Source organism: Streptomyces sp. NPDC023157 (assembly GCF_055560575.1).
In genome coordinates, this window is the sequence record NZ_JBVHIL010000014.1 from 1 (window position 1) to 26,426 (window position 26,426).

21 protein-coding genes and 3 pseudogenes are annotated in these 26,426 nt (G+C 71.9%); 16 read left to right on the forward strand and 8 right to left on the reverse strand.

The window, feature by feature from the left end; translation table 11 throughout:
* Positions 1-152 precede the first annotated feature (152 nt).
* Complete coding sequence (locus ACZ3ZE_RS35120; protein ID WP_361176391.1) at positions 153-608, forward strand: VOC family protein; 456 nt, start codon at positions 153-155, stop codon at positions 606-608.
* Between the two features lie 21 nt (positions 609-629).
* Here the strand turns inward: ACZ3ZE_RS35120 and ACZ3ZE_RS35125 are convergent.
* Positions 630-1,347, reverse strand: a pseudogene (locus ACZ3ZE_RS35125) (IS5 family transposase).
* A 68-nt stretch (positions 1,348-1,415) separates the two neighbouring features.
* Here ACZ3ZE_RS35125 and ACZ3ZE_RS35130 point away from each other — a divergent pair.
* Together ACZ3ZE_RS35130 and ACZ3ZE_RS35135 are read left to right on the forward strand one after the other, a co-directional pair.
* Positions 1,416-1,694, forward strand: a pseudogene (locus ACZ3ZE_RS35130) (transposase); the annotation flags it as partial.
* A 102-nt stretch (positions 1,695-1,796) separates the two neighbouring features.
* Positions 1,797-2,756, forward strand: coding sequence for a LysR family transcriptional regulator (locus ACZ3ZE_RS35135; protein ID WP_467261883.1), 960 nt, complete (start codon positions 1,797-1,799; stop codon positions 2,754-2,756).
* Between the two features lie 87 nt (positions 2,757-2,843).
* Here the strand turns inward: ACZ3ZE_RS35135 and ACZ3ZE_RS35140 are convergent, their stop codons facing one another.
* Complete coding sequence (locus tag ACZ3ZE_RS35140; RefSeq protein ID WP_361629680.1) at positions 2,844-3,074, reverse strand: hypothetical protein; 231 nt, start codon at positions 3,072-3,074, stop codon at positions 2,844-2,846.
* Between the two features lie 222 nt (positions 3,075-3,296).
* Here ACZ3ZE_RS35140 and ACZ3ZE_RS35145 point away from each other — a divergent pair, with 222 nt between their 5' ends.
* The 8 genes and pseudogenes from ACZ3ZE_RS35145 to ACZ3ZE_RS35180 all read left to right on the forward strand — a co-directional run.
* Positions 3,297-4,070: a glycosyltransferase family 2 protein gene (locus ACZ3ZE_RS35145; RefSeq protein WP_361176387.1), complete on the forward strand. Its 774-nt coding sequence runs from the start codon at positions 3,297-3,299 to the stop codon at positions 4,068-4,070.
* A 266-nt stretch (positions 4,071-4,336) separates the two neighbouring features.
* Positions 4,337-4,681 (forward strand): hypothetical protein, encoded by a 345-nt coding sequence (locus tag ACZ3ZE_RS35150; RefSeq protein WP_442306015.1) that lies wholly within the window; start codon positions 4,337-4,339, stop codon positions 4,679-4,681.
* Between the two features lie 188 nt (positions 4,682-4,869).
* Complete coding sequence (locus tag ACZ3ZE_RS35155; protein ID WP_467261885.1) at positions 4,870-5,364, forward strand: hypothetical protein; 495 nt, start codon at positions 4,870-4,872, stop codon at positions 5,362-5,364.
* 2 nt (positions 5,365-5,366) lie between these two features.
* Positions 5,367-9,272 carry a hypothetical protein gene (locus tag ACZ3ZE_RS35160; RefSeq protein WP_467261887.1) on the forward strand — a complete coding sequence of 1,302 codons (3,906 nt, stop codon included), beginning with the start codon at positions 5,367-5,369 and terminating at the stop codon, positions 9,270-9,272.
* Between the two features lie 33 nt (positions 9,273-9,305).
* Positions 9,306-10,520 (forward strand): tetratricopeptide repeat protein, encoded by a 1,215-nt coding sequence (locus tag ACZ3ZE_RS35165; protein WP_442306013.1) that lies wholly within the window; start codon positions 9,306-9,308, stop codon positions 10,518-10,520.
* Between the two features lie 234 nt (positions 10,521-10,754).
* Complete coding sequence (locus ACZ3ZE_RS35170; RefSeq protein WP_361176377.1) at positions 10,755-11,321, forward strand: hypothetical protein; 567 nt, start codon at positions 10,755-10,757, stop codon at positions 11,319-11,321.
* A 261-nt stretch (positions 11,322-11,582) separates the two neighbouring features.
* A complete protein-coding gene (gene rph / locus ACZ3ZE_RS35175; protein WP_361176375.1) occupies positions 11,583-14,249 on the forward strand; it encodes a rifamycin-inactivating phosphotransferase in 2,667 nt (888 codons plus the stop codon).
* A 49-nt stretch (positions 14,250-14,298) separates the two neighbouring features.
* Positions 14,299-14,478: pseudogene (locus ACZ3ZE_RS35180) on the forward strand (UTRA domain-containing protein); the annotation flags it as partial.
* Positions 14,479-14,630: 152 nt separating this feature from the next.
* Here the strand turns inward: ACZ3ZE_RS35180 and ACZ3ZE_RS35185 are convergent.
* The 3 genes from ACZ3ZE_RS35185 to ACZ3ZE_RS35195 form a co-directional block, all read right to left on the reverse strand.
* Positions 14,631-15,284, reverse strand: coding sequence for a DUF1254 domain-containing protein (locus ACZ3ZE_RS35185; protein ID WP_361176373.1), 654 nt, complete (start codon positions 15,282-15,284; stop codon positions 14,631-14,633).
* A gap of 431 nt (positions 15,285-15,715) precedes the next feature.
* A complete protein-coding gene (locus ACZ3ZE_RS35190; protein WP_467261889.1) occupies positions 15,716-16,402 on the reverse strand; it encodes a hypothetical protein in 687 nt (228 codons plus the stop codon).
* 577 nt (positions 16,403-16,979) lie between these two features.
* The gene (locus tag ACZ3ZE_RS35195) at positions 16,980-17,567 is read right to left on the reverse strand and encodes a TetR family transcriptional regulator (protein ID WP_467261891.1); all 588 of its coding nucleotides are present in this window, start codon (positions 17,565-17,567) and stop codon (positions 16,980-16,982) included.
* A 107-nt stretch (positions 17,568-17,674) separates the two neighbouring features.
* Between ACZ3ZE_RS35195 and ACZ3ZE_RS35200 the strand changes: the two genes are divergently transcribed.
* A complete protein-coding gene (locus ACZ3ZE_RS35200; protein ID WP_467261893.1) occupies positions 17,675-18,517 on the forward strand; it encodes a class I SAM-dependent methyltransferase in 843 nt (280 codons plus the stop codon).
* A gap of 398 nt (positions 18,518-18,915) precedes the next feature.
* Entirely contained in the window at positions 18,916-20,583 is a 1,668-nt protein-coding gene (locus ACZ3ZE_RS35205) for a serine/threonine-protein kinase (RefSeq protein ID WP_361176365.1), read from the forward strand.
* Here the strand turns inward: ACZ3ZE_RS35205 and ACZ3ZE_RS35210 are convergent.
* Together ACZ3ZE_RS35210 and ACZ3ZE_RS35215 are read right to left on the reverse strand one after the other, a co-directional pair.
* Positions 20,571-20,783 (reverse strand): DoxX family protein, encoded by a 213-nt coding sequence (locus tag ACZ3ZE_RS35210; protein ID WP_467261894.1) that lies wholly within the window; start codon positions 20,781-20,783, stop codon positions 20,571-20,573. The genes ACZ3ZE_RS35205 and ACZ3ZE_RS35210 overlap by 13 nt on opposite strands.
* Before the next feature lie 39 nt (positions 20,784-20,822).
* Positions 20,823-21,164 (reverse strand): avidin-fold protein, encoded by a 342-nt coding sequence (locus ACZ3ZE_RS35215; protein WP_363292947.1) that lies wholly within the window; start codon positions 21,162-21,164, stop codon positions 20,823-20,825.
* 345 nt (positions 21,165-21,509) lie between these two features.
* Here ACZ3ZE_RS35215 and ACZ3ZE_RS35220 point away from each other — a divergent pair, with 345 nt between their 5' ends.
* The gene (locus ACZ3ZE_RS35220; protein WP_363292946.1) at positions 21,510-21,707 is read left to right on the forward strand and encodes a hypothetical protein; all 198 of its coding nucleotides are present in this window, start codon (positions 21,510-21,512) and stop codon (positions 21,705-21,707) included.
* Between the two features lie 114 nt (positions 21,708-21,821).
* On the opposite strand, the gene ACZ3ZE_RS35225 is transcribed toward ACZ3ZE_RS35220, so the two are convergent.
* Entirely contained in the window at positions 21,822-23,294 is a 1,473-nt protein-coding gene (locus tag ACZ3ZE_RS35225; protein WP_467261896.1) for an MFS transporter, read from the reverse strand.
* 405 nt (positions 23,295-23,699) lie between these two features.
* Between ACZ3ZE_RS35225 and ACZ3ZE_RS35230 the strand changes: the two genes are divergently transcribed.
* Positions 23,700-23,966, forward strand: coding sequence for a GlsB/YeaQ/YmgE family stress response membrane protein (locus tag ACZ3ZE_RS35230; protein WP_361176357.1), 267 nt, complete (start codon positions 23,700-23,702; stop codon positions 23,964-23,966).
* A 262-nt stretch (positions 23,967-24,228) separates the two neighbouring features.
* Positions 24,229-25,281 (forward strand): saccharopine dehydrogenase, encoded by a 1,053-nt coding sequence (locus tag ACZ3ZE_RS35235; RefSeq protein WP_467261898.1) that lies wholly within the window; start codon positions 24,229-24,231, stop codon positions 25,279-25,281.
* The last annotated feature ends 1,145 nt before the right edge of the window (positions 25,282-26,426 follow it).

Below are 26,426 nucleotides of genomic sequence, written 5' to 3' on the forward strand. Positions count from 1 at the left end.
TCCGTGCGGTGAGTTCCTAGACAGCTCCCACCACACCGGAGGTCTTCGCCATGTTCAAGACCAGACCAGTGTCAACAACGCTCGTGATCAATACAGCTAGGGCCTGTTGTGAAAGTGGATCGGCTGTCAGACCTGCCTGGCATGCTTCGCGCATGGAGATGACAGTGCAGCTAACGATCGACTGCTCCGATCCGCAGAAGATGGTGGCCTTCTGGGCCGAGGCCCTGGGCTATGTGCCTGAGCCTGCGCCCGACGGGCATGCCACGTGGCGTGCTTATTGGGCGGCGATGGGGGTGCCCGAGGAAGAGTTGCCGGCCGGCGCAGGGGACATTCCGGAGTCGATCATCGATCCCGAGGGACGCGGTCCACGGGTGTGGTTCCAGGAGGTTCCGGAGCCGAAGGCCGCCAAGAACCGGTGGCACTTCGACCTGAAGGTCGGTGGGGGCCGTGACGTCCCACTGGACGTCCGCATACAGCGGGTCAAGGCTACGGTGGAGCGGCTGGTCAAAGCCGGCGCCACCGTGCTGCGGATCAAGGACGATCCGGATGCGGGGTTCTACGCCGCCGCCATGCAGGACCCCGAGGGCAACGAATTCGACATCGCCTGAGGGGCGTTGGAACGGTACTGGTCACAGCCATTCGTTGATGGCTGCGACCAGGACGGTTGCTTCGTAGCGGACGGTGAGTTTGTCGTATCGGGTGGCGACGGCCCGGGTGGCGTTTGAGGCGGTTGATCCCGCACTCGACCGCGTGCCGCTGCTTGTAGTCGTCCTTGTCGAACTTCGGCGGCCGCCCGCCGTGCGAGCCGAGCTTGAGCCGGTTGCGGCCCCGGTCCGCCGGGGCCGGGATCGTGGCCTTGACCCCGCGCCTGCGCAGGTAGGACCGGTTGCGGCGGGACTCGACCGCGAGGTGAATCTTGCTGGTCAGCCCGCCACGGGAGCGTCCGAGTCCGTGGTCGGCAGGCTCGACGAAGACCCCGCCGGCGGCTCCTTCTGAAGATCCCCCTCTTCACCGCCCCGGCGGCGTGCTGATGGGCCCGGCAGACGGTGGAGTCGACGTTCCCGGCCCAGGTGATCAGGCCCTTCGCGTCGGCTTCGGACTGGAGCTGGGTGAGGATCCTGGCCCAGGTGCCGTTGCGCTGCCAGCGCCGGACAGGTCGTAGACCCGGTCCCACGGCCCGTAGCGTTCGGGCACATCCCGCCACGGAGCACCGGTCCGGGTCCGCCACCGTATGCCGTCTATCAGCTACCGCCGCGTCCACACCTGCGGCCGGCCCGGTTTGATACCCGTCGGCAGCAACGGCGCAAGCCGGGCCCACTGGCCGTTCGTCAGATCCCCACGTCCCACGAGACGTGATCATCAACGAACAAGATCCACTTTCGCAACAGACCCTGGCGAAGCTCCCGTCCGTCGCGGGTCTGGTCGGCCGGCCACGGCGACGGCCAGACATGCTGCTGGCCGACCGGGGCTACGAGCATGACAAGCACCGGCGCCTGGTCTGGGCCCGAGGCATCAAACCGGTGATCGCCCGACGCGGTGTCCCGCACGGCTCCGGTCGCGGAGTGCACCGGTGGGTCGTCGAGCGCACGATCGCCTGACTTCACGGCTTCCGACGCCTACGCGTCCGCTGGGAACGACGCGACGACATCCACGAAGCACTCCTGGGACTTGCCCCCTGCCTCATCGTCCGCTGACACGTCCAGCGGCCTTGTCAGCACCGCCGACGATCGGGGAGGTGCCCGAACAGTGACAGACCCCATCGCCAGGCCACCCTCCTCCCTGCATATGCTGCTGAAGTGCAGTTGGAATTGAGACATCTCGAAGCTGTCTGCCGGATAGCGGAAGCGGGCAGTCTGGGGCGTGCGGCGGCCCTGCTCGGAGTGTCCCAGCCGGGCCTGTCCGCCCAGCTCCGGCGGATCGAACGCGTCACGGGCGGAGAGCTGTTCGTCCGCAGCCAACACGGTGTCGAGCCGACACCACTGGGCCAGTTCGTGCTGTCCAAGGCGCGCCGGGTGATCGGCGAGATGGACGCCCTCGCAGCGGGCGCCCGGGCCGCCGCCCCGCATCCGACCCTGCGGCTCGGCTCCATCCTGCTCGTCCTGACCGATCAGCTGCTCGGGCACCTGGAACAGGAACTGTCCGGCCACGAAATCGAGGTCGACATCGAGCACTCGGTGACCACCCTCACCCGCATGCTCGGCGCCGGACACTACGACGCGATCATGTACGGAGAGGTCGCCGACCACGAGGTACCGCTCCCCGACGGCGTGGCGGCCCGCACCCTCATCCCCAAGGAGCCGGCCTGCGTACGCCTGGCGGCCACCCATCCGCTGGCCGGACGGGACCAGATCCACCTGGCCGACCTGGCGGAGGAGACCTGGACGATCATCGTGGAGGAGGATGACGGCAGCCAAGAGGCCATGGTCGACGCCTGCCGCAGAGCCGGCTTCACGCCGAAGCTGCGCTACCGGATCGCCGACCGCAAGCTGCGCTGGGACCTGATCGCCGCCGGACGGGCCATCTCCCTGTGCCAGCCGACCTCGCCGCACGCCGAGGGGACGGTACTGCGGCCGCTGGCCGGCGACCCGCTCACCGGCCGCATCCGCCTCGCCTGGAACCGAGCCACGCTCTCCGAAGACCGGGCCCGGCTGCTGTACCGGGCAGCAGGACTTGCGTATCTCGACAGCGTGCCCCGCAACACCTTCTACCGTTCCTGGTGGGAGTCCCGTCCCGAGCTGCATCCGAGCCTGGACTGAACGCACCCCCGGCCACAGGGCGTTGTCGCGGGCCGCCGCCGTGTTGGCCGCGGCGACCGTCCGCGCGCTCGCTAGCGCGAACGCCCCCTAAGCCGTGCCCCGGGCGGCCGCGGCGCCCTGCGTCCGGGGAGGGTCGGAGACCCGGGGCAACTCGGCGGTCGACGAGGGCGGGATCCGCTGGACCGAGACCTCGCTGTACGACAGCCAGCGCAACCACGCGATCACCGACACTGGCTGGACGACGCCTACAAGAATGAGGCGGCCTTCCAGAAGCACATCGTGCTGCACGAAATCGGGCACGCGCTCGGGCTGTGCCACAAGGCAGACACTATCGACTCCGTCATGCGCAAGGCAGTGAACGAAGCGGTCGAATGTCGGCGAGTGACCGGACTACGCCCCCAGCCCATGTGTTCGGCCGGAACATCGGCTGGAATCGGCAGGGTGCAGGCGCCGCGAGGCTGGGCTGCGGTGCCCCTCAGCCGGTCCAGGACCGCGGTGCTTGAATGGACCGTCGTTCCTGGTCCGGCAAGGAGAACCGCTATGCCCTTGGTGTCTGTCGTGATGCCCGTGTACAACTCGGCCGCGACGCTGAGCTCAGCCGTACGCTCGGTGCTCACGCAGACCCACACCGACCTGGAGCTGCTGATCACCGACGACCGGTCCACCGACAGCTCCATGGAGCTGCTCCACGCGTTCGCGCAGCAGGACGAGCGCGTCCTGCCCGAGACGGCCCCCGAACAGGGCGGTGCAGGCCGGGCCCGCAACCTGGCGATCGAGCGTGCCCGCGGGGACTACATCGCCTTCCTCGACAGCGACGACATGTGGCTCCCGGAGAAGACCGAGAAGCAGCTCGCCTTCGCCGCGGAGGGAACCGCGCCGTTGACGTTCACCTCGTACTACAAGATGGACCCCGACCACACCGGCGAGGCCACCGACTGGCTGCCGAACGGACGCGTGATCCGCGCGCGCGAGCACGTGGACTACCGGGCGATGCTCGTCCGCGACCACATCGGCGCCCTCACCGCGATGTACGACCGCAAGGTCCTGGGCACGAGGCTCATGCCGGACATGCGCAAGCGCCAGGACTACGCCCTGTGGCTCTCGATCATGCGCGAGGGCGCCGACGCCCGCGGCCTGACGGAACCGCTCGCCGTGTACCGGGCCCACCAGGCGGGATCGCTGTCCTCCAACAAGGCCTCGCTCGTCCAGTACAACTGGGCCCTGTACCGCCGGCACGAGCAGCTTTCGGTTCCGCGGGCGACAAGGGCGTTGGCCGGCGCGGTGGTGCAGTCGCTGCGCAACTCGCGTATCTAGTCCCGGCCGGGCCTCCGCCCCGCAGGCGCAGGTCTCGCAGGGCAGGACTCGGCAGGCGCGCCCCGACGTGGGCACGGGGAGGCTTCTTCGGTCCAGGTGCCCCCATGGTGACCCCGCCCGGAACCCTGGGCATGGGTACGGCTGCTCCTCCCGGTCCACGAGGTATCCGGGTCCTGTGTTCCCGCACGCATCGCGTACGAACCGACGCACCGGATACCTCAGCGGACCCTCAAATCCCTTGCCCGGAGCGGCGCGAGGGCCCGAGCATGATCGTTGTGAGCGGATTTCTGAGCTGGGACAAGAAGACCGACGCCGTTCTCGTCGTCCGGGAGGCGGACACGATCACGGCCGCTCTGCGGGACGCGCTGGCCGAAGCAGCCCCCGACGAGCGACCGGGTCTGGAGCGTGCGCTCGCCCTGGCTGCGGCCGCCGCCGCGGTTCCGGACGCCGTGCGTCGGGCCGAGTGGGTACGTGGGCGGATCGCCGAGGTCGGGTTCACCGGGGACATCGGCTCCATCGCCGCGGTCAAGGCGCTGCGCCAGGCGGAGCCGAAGCTGAGCCTGCTGGCCGCGGTTCAGCTGCAGAAGGACGCGGTGGCGCACCCTTCCTGACACCCCAGGATCGGGCGCCGCCACCACCCCTCGACTACCCCCGGAATCCTTGGGGGCGGCCTCGGCCTCCGGGGTGTCGAGGTGCCTCGGTCGGCCCGGCCCCTGCCCCCTCGCGAGCTAACCTGGTTACGGGCAAGGGAAGTTCGGAACTGAAAGGCTCCGCGTGCGGAGCCGAACCGGGAGGACGGATGCTGGCCGAGCAGGTGACGGCGCTCGCCGGGGCGGGGGCGACCGCTCTGATCGGAGCCATGGCCACCGACCTGTGGCAGGGGGCCCGCGGTGGGGCGGTACGGCTCTTCGGGCGGGGCGGCGAGGAGCGGGGCAGCGCGATGGGTGCCCAGCTCGACGAGGACGCCGCCCTGGTCGGCCGCGCGGAGCCGGACGGTGCCGCGGACGAGATCCGGGCGGAGCTGCTGCCCGTGTGGCGCCGCCGGCTGATCCTGCTGCTCGAGGAGCACCCCGAGTACGAGGCCGATCTGCGCGCACTGGTCGAGAGCGTGCGCGCCGGGCTGCCCGACGGGCGCCAGGTCTGGACGCAGCACAACACCGCGCGCGACCAGGGCACCCTCTTCGCCGTCCAGGGCGGCAGCCTCCACTACCACCAGGCGAGCGGCGAAAACGTGCCACCACCCGAAGACCAGGACGACCGGGGCGACCGGGGCGGCACCGGCGGGGCCCGTTGACCGTGGACCTCCCAGACGAGGTCCATCAGCAAGTCCACGCCGTCGCCGGCTTCGCCTACGGCGCGGTCGGTGCCGACATCCACGTCTTCGGTGACGGCACACCCGTCTACCTCCTCTACGCCCGCGACACCCAGGTCTCCGCCGACCCCCTGCGGCGGGACTCGGCCTGGCTGCGCGCCCAGCCCAGCCGCATGCTCGACGCCCGCAGCGAGATCGTGGAGTTCACCGGCCGCGACGCGGACCTGGCAGGGCTGCGCCAGTGGCGGGACCGGCCCGAACGGTCGGCTGTGCGCTGGCTGCACGGCCCTGGCGGCGCGGGCAAGTCACGCCTCGCCGCCCGCCTTGCGGCCGAGAGCGCCGAAGCGGGCTGGCTCGTCGTGGACGCCGTGCACGGCACCGACACCTATCCGCCCGCCGAGGGCAGTCAGGATCTTCGCACCGACCACCGGACCGGCGTACTGCTGCTCGTCGACTACGCCGACCGCTGGCCCGACGCCCATCTGCGGTGGCTCTTCCACAACAGCCTGCTCCTCGGCGCACTCTCCGCCCGGGTCCTCCTCATCGCCCGATCCGTGCGGCCCTGGCCCGCCCTCCGGGCCCAGCTGACGCGCCAGCGGCGCGCCACCGACCTGTCCGACCAGCACCTGGGCCCGCTCTCCGGCCGGCAGGGCGGCGAACGCCTCCGCATGTTCGAGGCCGCCGGCCGCAGCTTCGCCGCCCACTACCCGGACCCCACCGCTCTGACCATGCCGCGTCCGCCGTACGAGGACCTCGCGCGTCCCGACTTCGGGCTCACCCTCGCCGTCCACATGGCGGCCCTGGTCGCCGTCGACGCCCGCGCCGCCGGGCGGCAACCGCCGTCCGACCTCACCGGCATGACCGCGTACCTCCTTGACCGAGAACACGACAACTGGCGCCGCCCGCCCACCGAGCACGACGCCCCCGGACAGTCGGCCCGCCGGTTGACCGGGGGCCACGACCGGTACTCCGTCGACCTCGCGCGGACCGTCTTCACCGCCGTCCTCACCGGCCCGATGCGCCGCGCCGACGCCCGCCCCCTCCTGGACCGGCTGCTCCTGCGCACCCCCGTGGACGCCCTGCTGAGCGCCCACGCCGAGCACTACCCGCCCACCGACCCGGCGGCCGCCCAGGTGCTCCAACCGATGCTGCCCGACCGGCTCGCCGAGGACTACCTGGCCCTGACCCTCCCGGGCAGCCCGGTCAGCGGTCATCCCACCGACCTGTGGTCCGTGACTGCAGTCGCCCGCATCCTGCGGCGCGAGACCGGGAACGCGCCCGCCTGGACCCCCCGCGCCCTCACCTTCCTCCTCGCCGCCGCCGAGCGCTGGCCGCACATCGGCCCCGATGTCCTCTTCCCGCTGTTGCGCCGCGACCCGGCCCTCGCCGTCCGGGGTGGCGACGCCGTGCTGGCCGCGATAGCCGCCCTCGACTTCGTGGATCCCGACGTCCTGGAGGCCGTCGTTCCCCTGGTGCCCCGGCGAGACGTACGCATGGGCGCCGGGGCCGGGGAACTCGCCGCCCGGCTCACCACCCGTAGGCTCCAGCGGGCCCAGGACCCGGCGGAGCGCTCCCGCCTCCACGCCGAGCTGTCCTCCTCCCACCTCAAGGCCGACCGCCGAGCCGAGGCCCTCTCGCACATGGAGGAGGCCGTACGCCTGGCCCGGGAGGCCGCCGAGCGGGACCCGGCGCACCTGCCCGACTACGCGGACGCCCTTCTCAACCTGGGGGGTCTGTTCCCGCACGAGATCCCGGGAGCACGGCGGGCCGCCCTCCTCGAGGAAGCGGTCACGCTGCTGCGGGCGGAGGCGGGAAGAAGAGCCGGAGCGAGGGTGCAAGGCGAGCAGGGCGAGCCGGAGGAAGAGGGGAGCGAAGGCGGCGAGGGCGGGGAGGAGCGACTGAGGCGGCCGGGCGCCGTCCTGGGCTCCCTCGGCATCGCCTACACCCGGTTGGCCGTCGCGCACTGGGAGACCGGGGACCTGCCGCGGGCGCACACCGCCCTCGCGGAAGCACATCGGGCCTTTGCCGACCTGCTGGACCACGACCCCTTCCTCTGGTGGTCCATGTCCTCCGACGTGGGCCTCGTGCAGACGATCAGGGGAGCCCTGCTGACGACCGAGGGCCGCCCGCAGGAGGCGCTCGAAGGCGCCGCGGTCGTGGTGGCGAACGCCCGTCAGATGGCCGAGCTCAGCCCCGCCCTCCACGGGCGCGATCTGGCCCATTCCCTCTCCATGCAGAGCCGTTACCTGTGGGAGGCCGGCCGCCGCGCCGAAGCCGTCGGCGCGCTGCTGGAGGCGCTGCACCTCTACCGCCAGCTCGCCGAGGTCAGCCCAGGCGACCGGGATGCCCTCCCCGGCCGGATCGACGAGGCCGCGGACCGGCTCATCGCGCTGGACCGGCACACCGAGGCGGTCCCGCTCGTCGAGGAGGTCCTCGCACTCCAGCGGGAGCGTCTGGCCGTCATCGGGCCGGAGCCGGGCGATGCCGCCGAGGCCGCGTTCACCGCCGTCCACAAGGCCCGGTACTACCTGCGCGGGCGGCGCGGTGCCGACCGGCTGCCCTGGGGCACCCCCGCCGAGATCGACGCGGAGGCCGAGCGGCTGGTACGGGTCGCCGACTCCGCGGGCCTGTGGCACCTCCTGCGCGCGGTCCCCGCCCCCGACGCGGTCCGTGTCGCCCACCGGTACGGCCCTGACCACTGGGCCCCTCCCGAGGACGGGTCCGGCCGACCGGCCGCGCTGCGGCTCGCCGCCCGGAGCCGGCGGCCGCACGCCGTCGCCCGTGCCGCCCGGGCCGCGGCCGCGCGGGCCGTGTGGCGGCTGCCCCGCACCGGCGGTCTCGGCGCACCGGAGCGAGTCTCGTTCGCGCCGAGGCGGCAGCCGGTGATGGCGTGGGAGACGTACCGTACGAGGAAGCGGCGCGGCCGCGGCCCGCACGCCACCCGCATCGACGTGTACGACCTCGCCGGCCGCTCGCTCCTCTGGTCGGCCGACCACGTCAGGACGGGGACCGATCCGGTGGCCTGCCTCGGGCCCGATGCCGTCCTCGCCCTGCGTACGGGCACTCTCTGGGCCCAGGCCGAGCTCGTCCTGTACCGGCCTGGCGGACGGACGGAGGTCCTGGCGAGCGACCCCACCCTCATGGAGCCCCGGATGTTCGCCACGGCCGCCGGGTTCGTCGTCCTGCCGCGGGGTGTGTCCGTCGCCCTGCTCGCGGAGGGGGACCGGCCGTTGCGCGAGGTCCGGCTGGCCGACCTGGGGCTGGTCCAGGGCTGTACCGCCTACGCCGTCGACCCCACCGGACAGCGGGTCCTGCTGGCGGGCGGCGACCGCGTGGTCCTGACCGACGCCGGCCTCCGGCCGGTGTCCGCCCGCGGCGGGTGGCGGCTGCCCGAGGGACACGGCCCGGTGGATGCCGCGGTGTTCCTCTCGCCGGACGAGGTGGTCACCTCCGCGTCGACCGGGGGCGTCCACCTCTTCGAACAGGAGGCCGACCGGATGCTGCTGACCGCCGTGTCCGACGCCCCTCGCATGGACCACCTGTTCGCGGTGCCGGGGTGGCGGGTGCTCGGCGGCCGGGCGGCGGGGGAGGAGACCATGCACACCTTCGACGCCGTGGACCTCGTCCCGGTGCCGCCCCCGCGTCCGCTCGCAGGGCCTTCCGGGCGCAGGCCGCGGACGGTCACCGCATCACCGGGAGGACGGTACGTGGTCCACGGCGCCGAGGTGCACGACCTCGGCCTCCCGCTCTCTTTCGCCGGTCGGCTGGTCGCCTCGCTGACCCCGGCCGACCGGGCGGCACTCGCCGCCTTCCTCGACGGCGGCGGCGCGACCCCCTCAGCGGTCGGCGAACTGCTGCGGCTTGTACGGGACCTCGCGTCCGCCGCATGACCACCCGCCACCGGTACGAGGAGAGTGACCGCGTTGTTCCGCAATAAGGGCGCCCAGGACGCCCCTGCCGATCCGCCGCGCCCCGACGAGCCCGGGGGGCCCGACGACCCGGGCAATCCCGACGACCCCGGTGTTCCCGCCGACCTCGGTGCTCCCGCGGAGCCCCTCGACCTCCGTCTGGACGACCACCGCGACGCTCCCTCGTTGCACCTGACGCCCGACTTCATGATGCAGCGGCACGACGAACTCGCGGAGATGGAGCGTGAGCTGGGCCCGGGACACGAGGACGTGCTGCGGGTGCGCAACAACTACGCGATGCTGCTGGGCTCCTGGTCCGCCGCGGCCCCACCGGGCGACACGCGGATGGCCGACCGGGCGATCGCCCTCCTGGAGGTGAACCTGGGCTATCGGGAGGCCTCGCTGGGCCCGGACCACCGCGACACGCTGAGCACCTGCCGGTCCATCGGACACGCCCATCTGACCGCGGGTCGGCCCACGCGGGCCATCCCGTATCTCGAACGGGCTCTGGAGGGACGGGAGCGCGCCACGGGACGGGACGACGAGGACACGCTGACCGCCCGCGAGAAGCTGTCGGACGCCTGCGCCGCAGCCGGGATGACCGACCGGGCGATCGCCTTGCTGGAGGAGACGGTGGCGGTCAGCGAGCGGCTGCACCCGCCGGGTGCCGAGAAGGTGCGGAACCGCAAGGTGAAGCTGTTCGACGCCCACCGCAAGGCGGGCCGGCGGACCGAGGCCATCGCCCTGTGCAAGGAGATCATCGGGGACACCGAGCGCTTCTACGGCCCGCACCACCTCGACACCTACATCTGGGTCGACAGCCTCGCCCACCTCCACCACGACGAAGAGGACCTCGACGCGGCCATCGCCTGCTACGAGCGGGCCATCGCGGGCCTGGAGCAGATCCACGGCCCGGACAGCGAGGCCCTCTCCTACCGCTACCACAACCTCGCCATCGCCCATCTGGAGGGCGGCCATCCCGACCGGGCCATCCCCTGTCTGGAAGCGGCCCTCGCGGCGTGCGAGCACTCCTTCGGCGCCGACCACGGCACGACCCTGGGCGCTCTTGTCCGCCTGATCGACGGACTCGACCGGGCTGGCCGGATCACCGAGGCCGTCGAGGCGGCCGAACGGCTCGTCGCCGCCCTGCTGCGCGTCGGCGGCCCCGACCACCCCAAACTCCCCGAGGCGCGCGACTACCTGGAGGAGCTGAGACGGTCGCTCTCCTAGGACGCCGGCCGCACGGCGACGGACCCACCCGCGCCTTCCTTCCGGCGGCCGGTCGTCGTGCGCGCCACACCGGGCTGAGACCGGTCTCAGGCTGGACGGGCGCACCCTGGCAAGCTGGCCTCCCTCCCAGGTGACGGCCGGCGAACCGCCGGGGAGGCAGGGAGGAGCCCGCGATCTCCCCGGCTTCGCCCGTGCGAGATCCCTTCATGCGGGCAGGAAGGCACTCAGGCGCCCATGGCAACTCACGAGGCAGAACAGGGCGGGCATCGCACCGGGCTCACCGTGACCGCGGCGGCGTTCGCCTTTCTCGTCCTACGGCTGTTCGCCGTGTCCGGTTACAACTGGCACACGGCCTTCGCGGTGCTCCACACCCTGGACCTGGACGACACCATCGGCCTGGTCCTCGGCACCGTCATGGCCGAGTCCCTCGCGGCCGTCCTGGTCCTCGCGCTTCTCGTACCCGTAGGCGACGACGGCCACGACCGCGACGAGGAGCAGCAGCGCGCCCGTCAGGTCCGGCCGTACGGCCTCAGCGCCGGCGGCCGGGGCAAGCAGGTCGCCCTGCGGGCCAGCCGGCACCTCGTGGCGCTGATCGGTCTGGCCATGCTGATCGGGGCCGCGACGATCACCACCCCATGGCTGCCACTGGAACGAATCGAACTGCGCACCGGGACGCAGCTGCGGGGGTTCGTGCTGGAAGCCGAGCCCGGCTTCCTGAAGGTACTGACCGAGCAGGACCGGGAGTTCCACATCCTCACGGACCAGGACGTCACTTCGAGGGAGGAGATCGCAGCCCACTGAGCCTGGTCGGTGCCTCGACCGGGGGCCGGCCGCGGGAGGCGCGAGGGGCGTGGAAAACGATGAGGGCAGGGAGAGTGATCTCCTTGCCCTCTTCAACTTATAGCGCAGTGGGGGGCTTGCGGCAAGGCCCCGGTCGCGACGCACAATCGTCGACCTGAGGCCGAGGCCCCGGCCCGCAGCGTTGCCGCACGGCGTGCGCGGGTCGTCTTCTCCGCAGTCTTCTCAGCAGTTCTCAGCAGTCTTCTCAGAGGTGGGTAGCGAGTGATCGAGCGGTACGTGGTGGACCTGCGGGACGTCGACGGGACACAGATCGCGCAGGTCGGCGGGAAGGGCGCGCACCTGGGCGGCCTGTCGCGCATCGACGGCGTCGGCGTCCCGGACGGGTTCTGCGTGACGACGGACGCCTTCCGGCGCGTCGTGGCAGGCGCGCCGGCGCTCAGAAGTCTGCTGGACCGGCTGGCCGGCCTCGACCCCGAGGACCTGGACGCCCTGTACACGCTCAGCGGGCGGATCCGCCGGACCGTCGAGCAGATCGAACTGCCGGACGACCTCGTGGAGGAGGTCACCGGCGGGCTCGCCCGGCTCGGCGTGGACGTGCCCTGCGCGGTGCGATCCAGCGCGACCGCGGAGGACCTCCCCACGGCCTCTTTCGCGGGCCAGCAGGACACCTACCTGAACGTCGCGGGGCCGACGGACGTCCTGCGGCACATCAGCCGGTGCTGGGCCTCCCTGTTCACCGACAGGGCCGTCGTCTACCGCCGACGCAACGGCATCGACGACCGTACGGTCCACATGGCCGTGGTCGTGCAGCGCATGGTGTTCCCGAAGGCGTCCGGCATCCTGTTCACCGCCGACCCCGTCTCGGGCAACCGGAAGGTCGCCACCGTCGACGCCGGCTTCGGGCTCGGCGAAGCCCTCGTCTCCGGACTGGTCAACCCGGACGTCTTCACGGTGCGCGACGACGCGGTGGTCTCCCGGACGATCGCTGCCAAGGAACGTGCCGTGCAGCCCCTGCCGGGCGGCGGCACCGAAGTCGTGGCGGTCGACGTGCGCCGACAGGACCTGCCCGCGCTGACGGACGCGCAGGTGGTGGAACTCGTACGGCTCGGACGGCGCATCGAAGAGCACTTCGGACGGCCGCAGGACATCGAGTGGTGCCTGGATGCCGACGGCGGCTTCCGGATCGTGCAGAGCCGTCCGATCACGACCCTCTTCCCCGTCCCCGTGGCGGACGACCGGGACAACCACGTCTACGTCTCGGTCGGCCACGGGCAGATGATGACCGACGCCATGAAGCCCCTGGGCTACTCCATGTGGCAGGCGACGGCCATGGTGCCGATGCACGAGGCCGGCGGACGTCTGTTCGTCGACGTCACCGCGCGCCTGGCCGCGCCCGCGGCCCGCGCCGGTCTCCTGGACGCCCTCGGGAAGGGCGACCCGCTGGTCAGGGACGCCCTCGAAACGGTCCTCGACCGCGGCTTCGTCCCGCTGCCCCCGGACACGGGAGCAGCGGGCGGCCCGGCCGCCGGGGGCGGGCGGAGCAGTGCGCCCAGCGCGGTCGGGACCGACCCCGCCGTGGTCGGTGAGCTGATCGAGCGCAGCCGGACCTCCGTCGCCGCGCTGGAGCGCGACATCCGGACCAAGAGGGGAACGGAACTCTTCGACTACCTGGAAGTGGCCTTCGAGGAACACAAGCGGGTGCTGGGCGACCCGCTGAACATCCAGGCGATCATGGCGGGCATGGAGGCCACCTGGTGGCTGAACGACAAGCTCCAGGAATGGCTGGGGGAGAAGAACGCCGCCGACACGCTCACCCTGTCCGCCCCCGACAACATCACCTCGGAGATGGGGCTGGACCTGCTCGATGTCGCCGACGTGGTCCGCCCGCACCCGGAGGTGGTCGCCTTCCTCCAGGACGTCCACGACCGGGGCGTCGAGGACGCCGGCTTCCTGGACGGGCTCGACCGGCTCCCCGGCGGTCCCGCCGCACGGAAGGCCGTCGAGGACTACCTCGCCCGGTACGGCATGCGCTGCGTCGGCGAGATCGACATCACCAGGGCACGCTGGCACGAGCGCCCCGGCGCCCTGGTCCCGGTGATCCTCGACAACGTCAGGAACTTCGAGCCCGGCGCCGCCGCACGCCGCTTCGAAGAGGGACGCGAAAGGGCGCACGCCAAGGCTCAGGAGGTCCTGACGCGTCTCCGCGAACTGCCGGACGGCGACCGCAAGGCCGATGAGACCCGGCGGATGATCGACACGGTCCGCGCCTTCATCGGATACCGCGAGTACCCGAAGTACGGCATCGTCAGCCGCTCCTTCCTCTACAAGCAGGCCCTGCTCCAGGAAGCGGAGCGCCTCGTGCGGGCCGGTGTCCTGCCCGAGCGGGACGACGTCTTCTACCTCACCTTCCAGGAATTCCGCGACCTCGTCCGTCGCGAGGCACACGAGCCCGACGCCGGTGACCGGTCCGCGCGGGCCGATCGGCTCGCCGAGCTGCTCCGGCGGCGAGCGGAGGAGTTCCGGTCGCACGAAGCACTCACCCCGCCCCGGGTGCTCACCTCGGAGGGCGAGGCCCTCACCGGTTCCTACCGGCGCGACGACGTGCCGCCCGGAGCGCTGACCGGCCTGCCGGTCTCCGCCGGAACCGTGGAAGGACGGGCCCGTGTCGTGCTCGACATCGCGGACGCCGACCTCGAAGCGGGCGACATCCTCGTGACCACCTTCACCGATCCCAGCTGGTCGCCGCTGTTCGTCGGCGTCGCGGGCCTGGTGACCGAGGTGGGTGGCCTGATGACCCACGGAGCGGTGATCGCCCGCGAGTACGGCCTCCCGGCGGTCGTGGGGGTGGACCGGGCCACCCGGCTCATCCAGGACGGCCAGCGGATCCGCGTGCACGGCACCGGCGGATATGTGGAGATCCTCTCCTGAACCGGTTGCGACGCCCCGACACCGGAGCGCGGTTCGCCCTGCTTTCCCCGGCCGGAAGCCGGCGGCCGAGATCTACTACCTGGCCCACCTCCGCCTGTTCGACGGCGCACCCCTCGCCATCGAACACATCCACATCCACATCCCCGCAGCCCTCGTGCCCGGCCTTACCGGTGACGAACTGGAACAGGGCGACCTGTACCAGCACCTGGCCGGACACGGCGGGCAGGTCATCCGCACCTCGTTCGGGACACGGAGTTCCACGCCGAGCGCCTGCGGAACGTGACCGGCCCGTACCGCCCCCCCCGTGGGCCCCGGCCGCATTCTGGTCTCGCGTACCCTTGCGCCCCGAAGCCGCCGGCCTGCCCGGCCCCGTTTGCTCGATCAGCGGCGGGGCTGCGGCCGGTCGCGGGTCACGGTCGGACGCCGGTCGGGCTGCTGGGGTTGCCGCGCGTCATTCCGGCTCTTCGACCCTGGTGAGCTCTGGTAGCCGGTGACGGTCTGCACCTCCTCCTCGCCGGTGTCGAACAGCTCGATGCGACCCATCAGCCAGACCGTGTCGGTCCCCATCGGCACCTGGAACACACCTTCGGGCAGCTCACCCTTCCAGTCGGGGCCCGTCAGCGCGTAGGCGTAGACCTCGGCGCCGGAGGACGGATCGGTGACCGGGTTCCCGAGCGGGGCGATGCTGCTGGGCGACTTGAACGAGGTGTTCGACCAGGCGTCCATCAGCTGCGTGAGCCAGTAGCGGTCGGTGTCCAAGACCGGCACCGCCAGAACCATCGGCTCGGCTGCCAGGTTGATCCACGCCTGCGAGTAGAGCGTGTCCACATTCGGCCGCACCACGTCCTTCGAGTCCGGCGTGGGCGGTGCGCCGTACTGACAGAACTGGTTGGTGGGCGCCTGCGTCGTGTTCACCTTCACGGTGTTCGTCTGCAGCTGACGGGTCAGCTCCATCATGATCAGTGCGTAGCCGAAGACGTAGATGTCCGTCGCCGCGGCCTGATCGGGGTGCTCGGGGCGGGGCGTTAAGGCCATGCTGTCGTCCCTTCAGGTGTGTTGGGGAAGCGACGCCAACCGCCGGTCCCGGCGCGCCGCAGCGAAAGAACAAGCCGATGTGAAGGGTGTCGCCACAATCGGAATGAGTGAATCCGCACGGGGCGCGGCCCGTCGTCGGTCAGCGGCAGCGACTCCCCAGGGGGGCGAGCGTTCCCGCCTGCGCGGGCACGTTCTCCGCACCTGACGGCATATCCAGTCATCGCAGCGACGGGCGCCACCGAACATCCGCCCCCAGTTTGGCGGCCACCGGTTCCTGTGCCAGAGGATTCCGCAGCGACGGCGGGTAGCGGCGCCGAGGGCCCCTTCCCCAACACAATGGGGTGCCGGGCACGCACTGATCGCCGTTCCGCCTGCTCTCAGGGGGCCCGCCTGGCTTCGGGCGCCGTCGATCCGGCGTGTTGTGACCGAAGTCAGGCGAGGACGTTGACGGCGCGGGCGACCACCAGCCCGAGGATCAGCAGGGAGACGAGGGACTGGACGCCCATGGTCATCTTGGCCCAAGGCGCCAGGGGCATCACGTCGGTCGGGCTGAACGCGGTGGCGTTGGTCAGGGCGAGGTAGAGGTAGTCGACGAACCGGGGCCGCCAGTCGGCGTTCGCCACTTCGGGGTTGAGCTGCTGCGGGAAGGCGAGCGAGGGCGTGCGGGGCATGTGGTGGGCTCGGGTGGCGGCCCCGCCGCAGTCGAGCTCGAAGTACAGCAGCGAGAACGCCAGAACGGTACACGCCCACACGGTGCCGCCCGACTGCAGCAGACTTGTGGCGGAGGCGGTCTCCTTGCCGCCCTTGAGGATGTCGTCGACCAACTGGACGGTGGACCAGACGGCGCTGAGCGCGAGGACGCCCACCAGGGCGATCGACATGGCGCGCAATACCGTCGAGCGCCGGTCGATCCGGCCCGGGTCACCGGCGATGAGCGCGATCAGGAGCAGTCCCTCGACGGCCGGGATCACCCAGCGAGGTGCCAGCCTGAGGTCGTCGGGAAGCAGGACGGTCAGCGCCATGGCGACGACGACGGCCGTGGCCATGGGCCAGCGTGCCTCGCCCACGGTCTCGCTCCGGTTCGGGATCGCTGGAGGCTCGGTGATGCGTCCGGTCACGGTGACGGCCCTTACGGTCGAGTGCGACGTGGTTGTCGCCGTCCTGCCCTCGGAAGATATAGCGATCCAGTGAGCGGTCGGCGGATCTCGGGCGCGGGCACGCCCCGCCCGCGTCGGGTGCCGACTGCGGCGGCCCCACAGGGGGCTCAGGCGACGGGAGGTCCGGGCGGTCTGCCGACCGGCGGGCTCGTCGGTCACCCGCCCTGCCGGGGCCGCTCTGTCGAGGCCCTTTCATCACACCGGGGCCGCCGGCGTCCGTTGCCCGCCGCCTCGCCCTGGGGTGGACCCGTTGGTGTCCCCACTGACGTGTCGTTGCCGCCGGGCCACGGCGGCCGTACCGCCGCCCACCCGCGCCGCTGTCGTGCTGCCGTGCCAGCCGCCCGCGGGCAGGTGTCCGTCGGGCGTGCGAGCGCCGTCGGGGCGGTCTGCCCGGGTCCGCGCCCGCCTGCCCGACATCCGTCTCCGGTCGGCCGGGGTGGCGTGGGCCCGGGGTGCCGTCGCGCAGTGCGCCGCTGCCATGTCCCGCCCGCCCGCGCTGCGCCGCCCTTACGCCGTCGGCCGCAGCTTCAGCCGGCTGTCACGCCGTGAGGACCAGCGTGCGGATGAGCCGCTCGACCTGGTCCCGAGCGCCTTGCGTCGCGTCGGCGGTCCCGGTCATCAGGAGGTGGTGCAGTGTCCCGACGAGCGCGAGGGCCACGGCCTCCGCATCCAAGGACCGCGCGACTCTCCCCATCTCCTGCTCCGCCCGGAGGTAGCCGCTGACCGCGTCCTGGATCGCGGTGAACCCCGGGGCGCCTGCCTGCCAGGCTTCGCGGACGCGCCGGGCGGCCAGGGGTCGGGTCACCACGAGCCCGACCAGACCGGGATCCAGGGACAGCACGGCCGTGGCCACCTGCCCGAGGCTGTCCTCCACCGACCCGGCACCCGCTCGGGAGGGCAGATCCTCCGACAACGCGGCCGTCGCCGCGAACCGATGCAGGACGAGCTCTGCGACGAACTCGTCCAATCCGGCGAAGTGCGTGTGCAGGACCCCTTTGGCGCACTCGGCTTCATCGGTGACGGCCCTGCTGGTCAGTGCCGCGGCTCCGTCCCGGGCAAGGACACGCTCGGCAGCGGCGAACAAACGCTCCCGTAGGCCTTCAATCGCGACACCGCGCGGTGACATCAACTTCCTCCCGAGAAAAGGACATTGCGAGTATGGGCACTCGCCCATACTGTTTGGGCACTCGCCCATACTAGGGCCGACACCCCCCGAAGCGGAGGTCATCTCGCATGCAGCAGACCGCCAACACCACCCAGGCGCAGGCTTGGAACGGCTACGAAGGCGCGCACTGGGCCGCCCAGCACGAGCGGTGGAACGCCGTGAACGCCGGTTTCAACGAGCCCCTGCTGGGGGCCGCCTCGATCCGTCCCACGGACCACGTTCTCGACATCGGCTGCGGCGCGGGCGCGACCACGCGCCTGGCCGCCCGGGCCGCGACGCGGGGGCACGCCACTGGCCTCGACCTCTCCGGCCCGATGCTCGAGCGGGCTCGCACCGTCGCCGCCGCGGAAGGCATCACCAACGTCTCGTTCATGCACGGCGACGCCCAGGTCCATGACCTGCCCCACGCCTTCGATGTCGTGATCAGCCGCTTCGGTGTCATGTTCTTCTCCGATCCCGCCGCCGCGTTCGCCAACATCGCCTCCGCCCTGCGCCCGGGCGGGCACGTCGCCTTCGTGAGTGCGGCGGAACCGGAGGCGAACGACTGGCTGACCGCGCTCACCGCGCTCAGGGACATCCTGCCGATCGGCGGCTTCGGAGTCCCGGACGGACCCGGGATGTTCTCCCTGGCCGACCCCGACAACGCCACCGGCCTGCTCCGTTCAGCAGGCCTTCACGAGGTGCGCGCCGAACACGTCCAGGCACAGGGGACATGGGGCCGTACCGCGCAGGAGGCGGCGGACTTCCTCCTCGACTCCGGCCCCGGACGTCACCTCCTGAGCTCGGTCGATCCCGACGCCCAGGCCCGCGCGCGACGCCGCCTCACCGAGATCCTCGGCGACCACGAGACCGAGGGCGCGGTACGACTCCGCAGCACCGGATGGCTCCTGACCGCCACTCTCCCCGCCTGAGCGGTCGGGGAGGGGCGAGTCGCCGGCTGTCGGGGGGTGGTCTCAGGGCGGCTGCCGCTGTCGCCGCTGCTGGGCCGGGCTCCTGTCCACCTGTCGTCGCTGCCTCCTCCTGCTCGTCGCTACGCCGCCCCCCCGCGGGGGTGCGGCAGGCATTCCTGCCGCGCCCGTACCCGCGCCCGCGCCGGGCCTGACGGCCACCCCTCGCCCTGGAAGGCCGCCTCCCAGCCCACCACACCGTTCACCGCGGCCGAAGCGGTGATCGCCGCGCGCCAGCTGCTCATCCCGGCCTGCCGATGCCCGTGCCGGGGTCGTCCGCACGCGCCGTCCGTCGTACCGGCAGCTGTCCACGTCAGGTCCGTTCGGCCGCCGCCGCCCCGGGGGTCATAGCATGACGCGCCATGGACACGAGTGAGGGCGGCAGACAGCCGGTCGACGGCCGCTTCGAATTGATCTCCCCTTTGGGCAGCGGCGGCATGGGCACGGTGTGGCGCGCCCGCGACATCGCACTGCACCGCGAGGTGGCACTCAAAGAGGTGCGCCCACCCGACCCGGCGATCGCCGCCGCCCACCCCGGACTCGCCGTGCAACTGCGCGAACGGGCCGTCCGAGAGGCCCGGGCCCTGGCCCGGCTCGCCCACCCGCATGTGGTGACGATCCACCACATCGTCGAGCCGGCGCCGCACGGCGGCGGACACCCGTGGATCGTGATGGAGCTGGTCAAAGGCGGCTCCCTGCATGACCGACTCGCCCAGGGACCACTGCCGATTCCCGACGTGACCCGGCTCGGCCTCGAACTACTCTCCGCCCTCAGGGCCGCGCACGCCGAAGGCGTCCTGCACCGCGACGTGAAGCCGGCCAACGTCCTGCTGCGCCCCGACGGCAGCGCCGTCCTCACCGACTTCGGCATCGCCACCCTGCACGGGGCCACCAACCTCACCGCCACCGGCGACCTCATCGGCTCACCCGAGTACATCGCTCCCGAACGCGTCCGGGGCCAGGAGGGCAACCCGTCCTCCGACCTGTGGTCACTTGGCATGCTCCTGTACGTGGCCGCGGAAGGCGTCCATCCGCTGCGCCGGGCCACCGGGCTGGCCACCGTCGTCGCCGTCCTGGACGAGCCGATCCCGGCCCCGGTGCGCTCCGGCCCCCTGGGCGCGGTTCTGCGGGAACTGCTCGTACGCGATCCAGCCGCGCGCCCCGACGCGGCTCGACTGGAGCACCTGCTCCGCACGGCGGGCGCCACCCTCGCCGCCGCGCCGGCCGTGCCCGCCGTCGCGCCGCCGCTCGGCAGCTTCGGCCCTGCCGTCCCCATCCCCACCGAGCTGGTGCAGGCGCCACCCACTCCGCCCGGCGGCTCCGGCGCCGCGCCCACGGTGCCGGGGCCCGGGCCGCAGCCTTCCAAGGTCCGCCGCAACGGCTTGATCGCGCTGGCCGCGGCGGCGGTCGTCGCGGGCGGCGCACTGGCCGCCGTTCAGTGGCTGCCCGACGGCTCCGGATCGGATCAGGGGGCGACGGGACCCGGCCGCCAGAACCAGAACCAGAGCCGGAGTCAGAGCCCGGCGCCGTCCGCAGGCGGCCCGACCGGCTCCACCGTGCCTACCCCGGCCGCCAAGGCCCCCGAGGGGAGCCTGATCAGCCCGACCGGCGCACGGGCGGCCGTCGAGGCGCTACGCCGGGAAACCGGCACCACCACCTTCCTCAACCTGCGCATATACGAGAACTACGTGCTTGCCGACGTCCCCGTCACCCCGGGCGCCAAGGCGACCAACTCGTACCGCTACAGCGACGGCAAGGTCAGCCGCTTCGGGCCGAACGGCATGCCGGTGCAGCAGGGCAAGCCACCGTTCGACATGACCAAGGTGAACTGGGACGCCCTGCCCACCCTCATGGAACGGGCCCAGCGCGACCTGGGCGTCGGTCACGTCAACCTGCGTTACGTCCTGGTGGAACCGTGGCTGATGGACGGCAGCCCCTCCATGCGCCCTTACCTCACCGACGAGACCGGAGACGGCGGCTACGTGCACGCCGACATCGACGGCAAGGTGGTCAAGGTCTACCGCAGCTGATCCCTGCCGCCGCCGCGGGTGGCCAGTGCACCCACGGTGGGCGTGCGCGGGTGCGTGACCGCGACGACGACGGCGATCTCCGCGAGTCCGCTCACGTGGGTCCAGATCCGAGGCGAACCGGGCAGGGCACGGGGGACGATCGCGTCGAACTGCCGGGGGACGGCGAAGTGGGCCGCGCCGGCGCCGATCAGGAGAGTCAAGCAGACCCTCGTTGAGGATGCTGCCCTCCCGACAAGAACTCACGCGGGCAGCTGTTCCACCACACTCGTGCCGTTGCCCGGCTGGGACTCCCAGCTCCACGTCTCCTCAAGGCGGAGGCGCCCGTCGGGGAGTTCGGTCACGAGCGAGGTGCAGCGTCCCGAGGCGGTCGTGGAGTCGAAGCGGAGTTGTACATAGCGGAATTCGAGGGTGTCACCCGTGCGGGTACCCACCAGATATCCGCGCGCGACGTCTCCACCGGCGTACTCGGCCCAGATCCGCTCGCCTTCCTCGTGGTACTCGAACCGGGTCTGCCGACCGACCTGCCCGGGCGCCTGGTCGGCGACCGGGGCGAAGACGAGACCGTCGAGCGAGCGGGTCATGAGAGGCTCCCAACGCGGAAGAGGATCCAGGGCCGGACCAGGCGCCTGAGCCGGATGCCAGGGTGGCGCGACTGTGCGCACGTTAGCGCGGCCATGGTGACGGTCCGACGCCTGGTACCCCGCTCCGGGCCGGTGCTGACGGCCGTAGGCCCGGACCTAGGACTGGGCGCCCGGGGCTGCTGGTCACGCATCGCGCGCCGCACGTTCGGATACAGCTGTCTTCGGCCGAACTCTCGCCGCCTTCCTCAGCGTTCTCGGGCGAGCCCGTCGCCTGTGCGAGGCAGAACCGGTGTGGCGGCGTGCTGCCGGGGCATACGGACGGCACCCTTCGAAAGGAGCCCGCACATGCTCGGCATAGCAGCCGCTGTACTGTTCTTCATCTCCTTCCTGATCAATGCCGCAGACATCGCCACCAACGATGCGTTCTCGTCGACGAACGTGATGCTCCTCGGGCTCACGGCTCTCGCTCTGCATCTCGCAGGCGTCGGGTCCGGGCGAAGCGCTCACAGCGCCGGCAGACGCCGACCCTGGTCCCGTTCCTGACCTGTCCGCTTGGTCGGCGTGGCTGTTCCGGCGTCGGCACCCTCATCGCCGTCCTGGCCACCACGCAGCTCCCCGCGGGTACCTGGCAGCCGGTACCCGGCCCGCGCCCGACCGTCACACCGATGGGGTGCCGGTCCGCCTGTCGTTGGCCCGGCGGCCGGCCGCCACGTCGGCGAGCGCCGCGGCGAGGGAGGCCGCGACGAAGGCGATCGAGACGAGCAGGCCGTGGTCGTAGGCGGCGGCCCAGCCGTCCCGGGAGAGGCTGGCGAAGAAGACCGAACCGACCGCGGCGATGCCGATGGCCGAGCCGACGCGCTGACCGGTCTGGAGAGTGCCGCCGGCGGTGCCGGCGCGGTGCACCGGCACCTCGGAGAGGGTGAGGGTCTGGTTCGGGGAGATCACCAGGCCGCTGCCCAGTCCCGCCAGGAGCAGCGGGGCGAGCAGCGCCCAGCCCACGCCCCGACCGGGCACCAGGTGCACCGCGAGCGCCGCCCCGGCGAAGCCGACCGTCACCATGACCAGGCCGACGACGACGAGCGGCCGGCCGAAGCGATTCACGAGCCGGCCGCCGATCCCGGCCGCGACCCCCGATCCCAGGGCGAAGGGGGTGATGGCGAGTCCGGCCTGGAGGGCGGTGTAGTGCAGTCCGTTCTGCAGGTAGAGGGTGCTGACGAAGAAGATGGAGGTGAAGCCCGCGAAGTAGAACAGGATCAGCAGCGAGCCGAGCCAGTAGGACCGGAGGCGGAAGAGCTCCAGGTCCACGAGCGGCTCGGTGCCCGACCGCGCGCAGCGGCGCTCCCATGAGACGAAGGCCGTGAGCAGCACGGCGGCGACGGGGAGGAGCAGGTACTTCGCGTTCCCGGGCCACTGCTGGGACTGGACGAAGGGCAACAGCAGGGAGAGGACGGCGGCGCCGAGGAGCACCACGCCGACCGGGTCGAGGCTGCGGAGCCGCACCGGCTTGGCGTCCGGCGTGTCGGGCAGCAGCCGCCGGGCGAGGATCAGGCACACGATCCCGATTGGGAGGTTGACGTAGAAGACCCAACGCCAGCCCTCCTCGGCTCCCGCCCCCTGGATCAGCAGCCCGCCGAGGAGCGGCCCGACGGCGGTGGAGATGCCGACGACGGTGCCGAACATCCCGAAGGCCCTGCCCCGCTCGGCCCCCCGGAACATCTGCTGGATGAGCGCCGAGATCTGCGGTGAGACGAGGCCGCCGGCCGCTCCCTGCAGCAGCCGCGAGACCACCAGCCAGAGGCTCGACTGCGCCGCTCCGCAGGAGGCCGAGGCGAGCGTGAAGAGTGCCAGGCCGACCATGAACACGGTGCGCCGGCCGCGAGCGTCGCCGAGCCGTCCGGCCGGGATGAGGACGAGACCGAAAGCGAGCGCGTACCCGGACAGCACCCACTGGAGGTCAGATTCGGGGGTGTCGAGCCCGGAGCGGATGGAGGGCAGCGCGACGTTCACGATCGACACGTCGAGGAGGGTCATGAAGCCCGCCACGAGGCAGACGCCGAGCGCCTTCCAGCGGTTCGGGTCCGGTTCCTCCTGCTGCCGGCGCGGGGCCTGCGCCGACTCTTGCCGGGTCACGTGTCCTCCTCGGTCCGTCGGGTACGGCGCGGTGGACGGCGTGCGGTACGGACCGTGAGCGCCGCCCGGCCTGCGAAGGCCCGGGTACCCGGCGCGCGCCTTCCCGATGCCTCCTTCCCTCCGGGATCATCCGTTGACGTCGGCAAATGCCGCACCATGCCCCGTGGTGCCCGTGAGGGAGCACGGAACGGACCGGGGATCCGGGACCGGCGGGGCCGCCCCGGCAGGCGAGAGGCCGGGCCCTGGATGGGGCAGCCGGAGGAAACGGGACCTTGGTCCTGTGTGAAGTGATTCCGAACGGATATCCGTATGTCGCCGGTCGTCCGCACGGAGCAACCGGCGGACAGCCTCGGCGGAACCCCCGCCGGGCCGTCCACAGCACACCTACAGCAAAGGACGCACACCGTGGGCATCATCGCCTGGATTCTCATCGGCCTCATCGCGGGCGCCATCGCCAAGGCCGTCACGCCCGGCAAGGACCCGGGCGGCTGCCTCGTCACGATGCTCATCGGCATCGTCGGCGGTCTGCTCGGTGGCTGGCTCGGCAAGGTGATCTTCGGCGTGCACTCCATCAACGGCTTCTTCCACCTCTCGACGTGGATCGCCGCGATCGTCGGCTCCGTGATCGTGCTCCTGCTGTACCGCCTCTTCACCGGACAGCGTTCGCGCTGACCGCGCTCTACCTGCGCTGGCAGCCGGTCCAGGGACGCCGTCACAGGTCAGTGAGTCGCGTGCACCACGTCGGGGCGAAGAGGAGCTGATCTGTGCGGCTGACGGCCGTTTCCCTGGTGGGCTGTGAGGTCCTGGGCGGGGGCGGGGGCGGAGCTGGACGGGGCTGGGCTGGGCTGGACGGCAGTCACGCGAACGGGTCGCCTTCATGCCCTGGCGGTGAGGCGCGGTACGCAGCCCTATGGGCACGCCGGACACTCATCCGGTGCCCGACACCCTGTGCCTGTGGTTACGACACGAGACCCGACCGAACGAGCACCGTGCGGCCCTCGTCCCGGCGGACGCCCGGCGGTTGGTCGAAGCCGGGATCCGCCTGACGGTCGAGGAGTCGACGCAGCGTGTCTTCCCGGTACACGAGTACGCCTCCGTAGGCTGCCAGATCGCGCCCCAGAACAGTTGGCCGAGCCGCTGCCCGGCACAGGGATACGTCCTCGGCCTCAAGGAATTGCCCGATCTGCCTGCCCGGTTGAGGCACCGGCACATCTTCTTCGGGCACGCGTACAAGGGGCAGACAGGAGCGGAGGCCCTGCTCCGGCGGTTCGAGGCCGGAGGGGGCGTACTGCTCGACCTGGAGTCGTTGGTGGACGCGGACGGCCGCCGTCTCGCTGCGTTCGGACACTGGGCCGGGTACGCGGGTGCGTCCCTCGCCGTTCTCCACCGGAGGGGTCGACTGGTCGCGCCTCTTGCCCGTCTCTCTCGGCCCGAACTGGACGAGAGGCTGCGTTGCTCTGTGGCCGGGGAGAGCCTTACGGCTGTGGTGATCGGTGCTCATGGACGGAGCGGGCGAGGAGCCTGCGAGGCGCTCAGGACCGCCGGCGTCGAGCCGAGCCGGTGGAACAGTGCCGAGACCCGGTGCCTCGACCGTGACGCGCTCCTCGCGCACGACATCCTCGTGAACGCCATCGGCACCAGCGTTCCCGTGGGCCCCTTCCTGACGGAGGAGGACCTGTACGACCCGCGGCGTCGCCTGTCGGTGATCGGGGACGTCACCTGCGACGTGGGATCGCGCCTCAACGCGCTCCCGATCCATGACCGGGCCACCGACTGGGAGCACCCCGTGGAGCGGCTGTGCCGGCGACCCACCGCACTCGACGTCATCGCCCTCGACAACCTGCCCTCCCTGCTTCCCGCCGAGGCCAGTCGGGCCTTCTCCGCCGAGCTCTGGCCCCTCCTCCTCGAGCTGAGGGAGGATTCACCGGTGTGGGAGCGCTGCCTGAACGCCTTCCGGCGAGCCGCCGGCTCCCTCACCGATGAGTGACCAGCCCCAAGGCGCGTACCGGGCGGGCGCCGGGGACCTCGGCCCGCCACAGGGCGTAGAACGCGGCCTCGTCGTCCCACGCTGAGCGCGTCCAGAGCGGGCCGGGACGTGACCCGCCCATCGGGACGGAGGACGGCGGTGCTGATTTCAGGAGTCCCCCTGGACTCGTGGCCGGGTCGGCCCCGCGCGGCGGCCGGATCACGGGATCTGCGCCCCCGGGGTCCCTCCATGCGCCCCAACGCGCCTGCAACGGGCAGGAGTTACTCGGCCCGGCGGTGTCAGTGGCGAGGGCTACCGTCGTAGGAGTGCCCACTCGGGCCTGCTCTCTCCGTACCTCCCGCCCCGCCCGACCTGAGGAGTCGCTGATGGCGCACGTCCGTGGCCACCACCGAAAGGACGGCAGCTACGTCCGTCCGCACACCCGTCGGACCAAGGCGTCGGCCGCGCGGCCGCGCGTACAGCCGGCCGTCCCGCCGTCGGTCCCTCGCCCAAGGCCCGAGGGTGCGACCACCTCGGTCCGAGCCCACTACCGGCAGGATGGCACCTACGTCCGTCAGCACCGGCGCCGGTTAGGTCCGGTCGGGCCGATCGCGCCGGTCGCGGCGACCACGGGTGGGGGCGGGGTGCTGCTTCTTGTCGTGGTCCTGCTCGCGCTGTTCGCAGGCGCCGGTGGAGAGCCCCCGACGGCGGGGCCGACCCCGTCGGCGTCGCTCAGCAGCGCGCGGGTGCCCCGGTAACGATCGGCACGACGCGGGCCCCGGACGCACCGCCCGGGGCCCGCGTCGTCGTGTGGGGTCAAGGAAAGCGGCTGGAGCTGGCTGCCCCGCCCGCCGTGTGTCACTCGTCTGCGGTGGCCCCCTCCTGCATACGGCGACGGGTCTGTCCTCGGAGGTAGAGGCGGCGCGGCAAGTGAGCCACGGCTGCCGCGAGAAGGCCTCCGAGGGCGTGGCCCAAGACGTCCCTGCCGAAGGCCGTGAGGACCTGCGCGATGCCCGAGGGTTCCATGTTCCCTCGTCCCTTGGGCGTGCCCGAGGGACCGATCAGCGCGCCCAGCCGGCTGAGGATAGTTGTGCCGGCTCCACCTCCCTCGCCGTGCCTTCGGGTTCCCTGGTCGCCCGGCCCTCCTGGGTGTCGGAGGGCCGGGC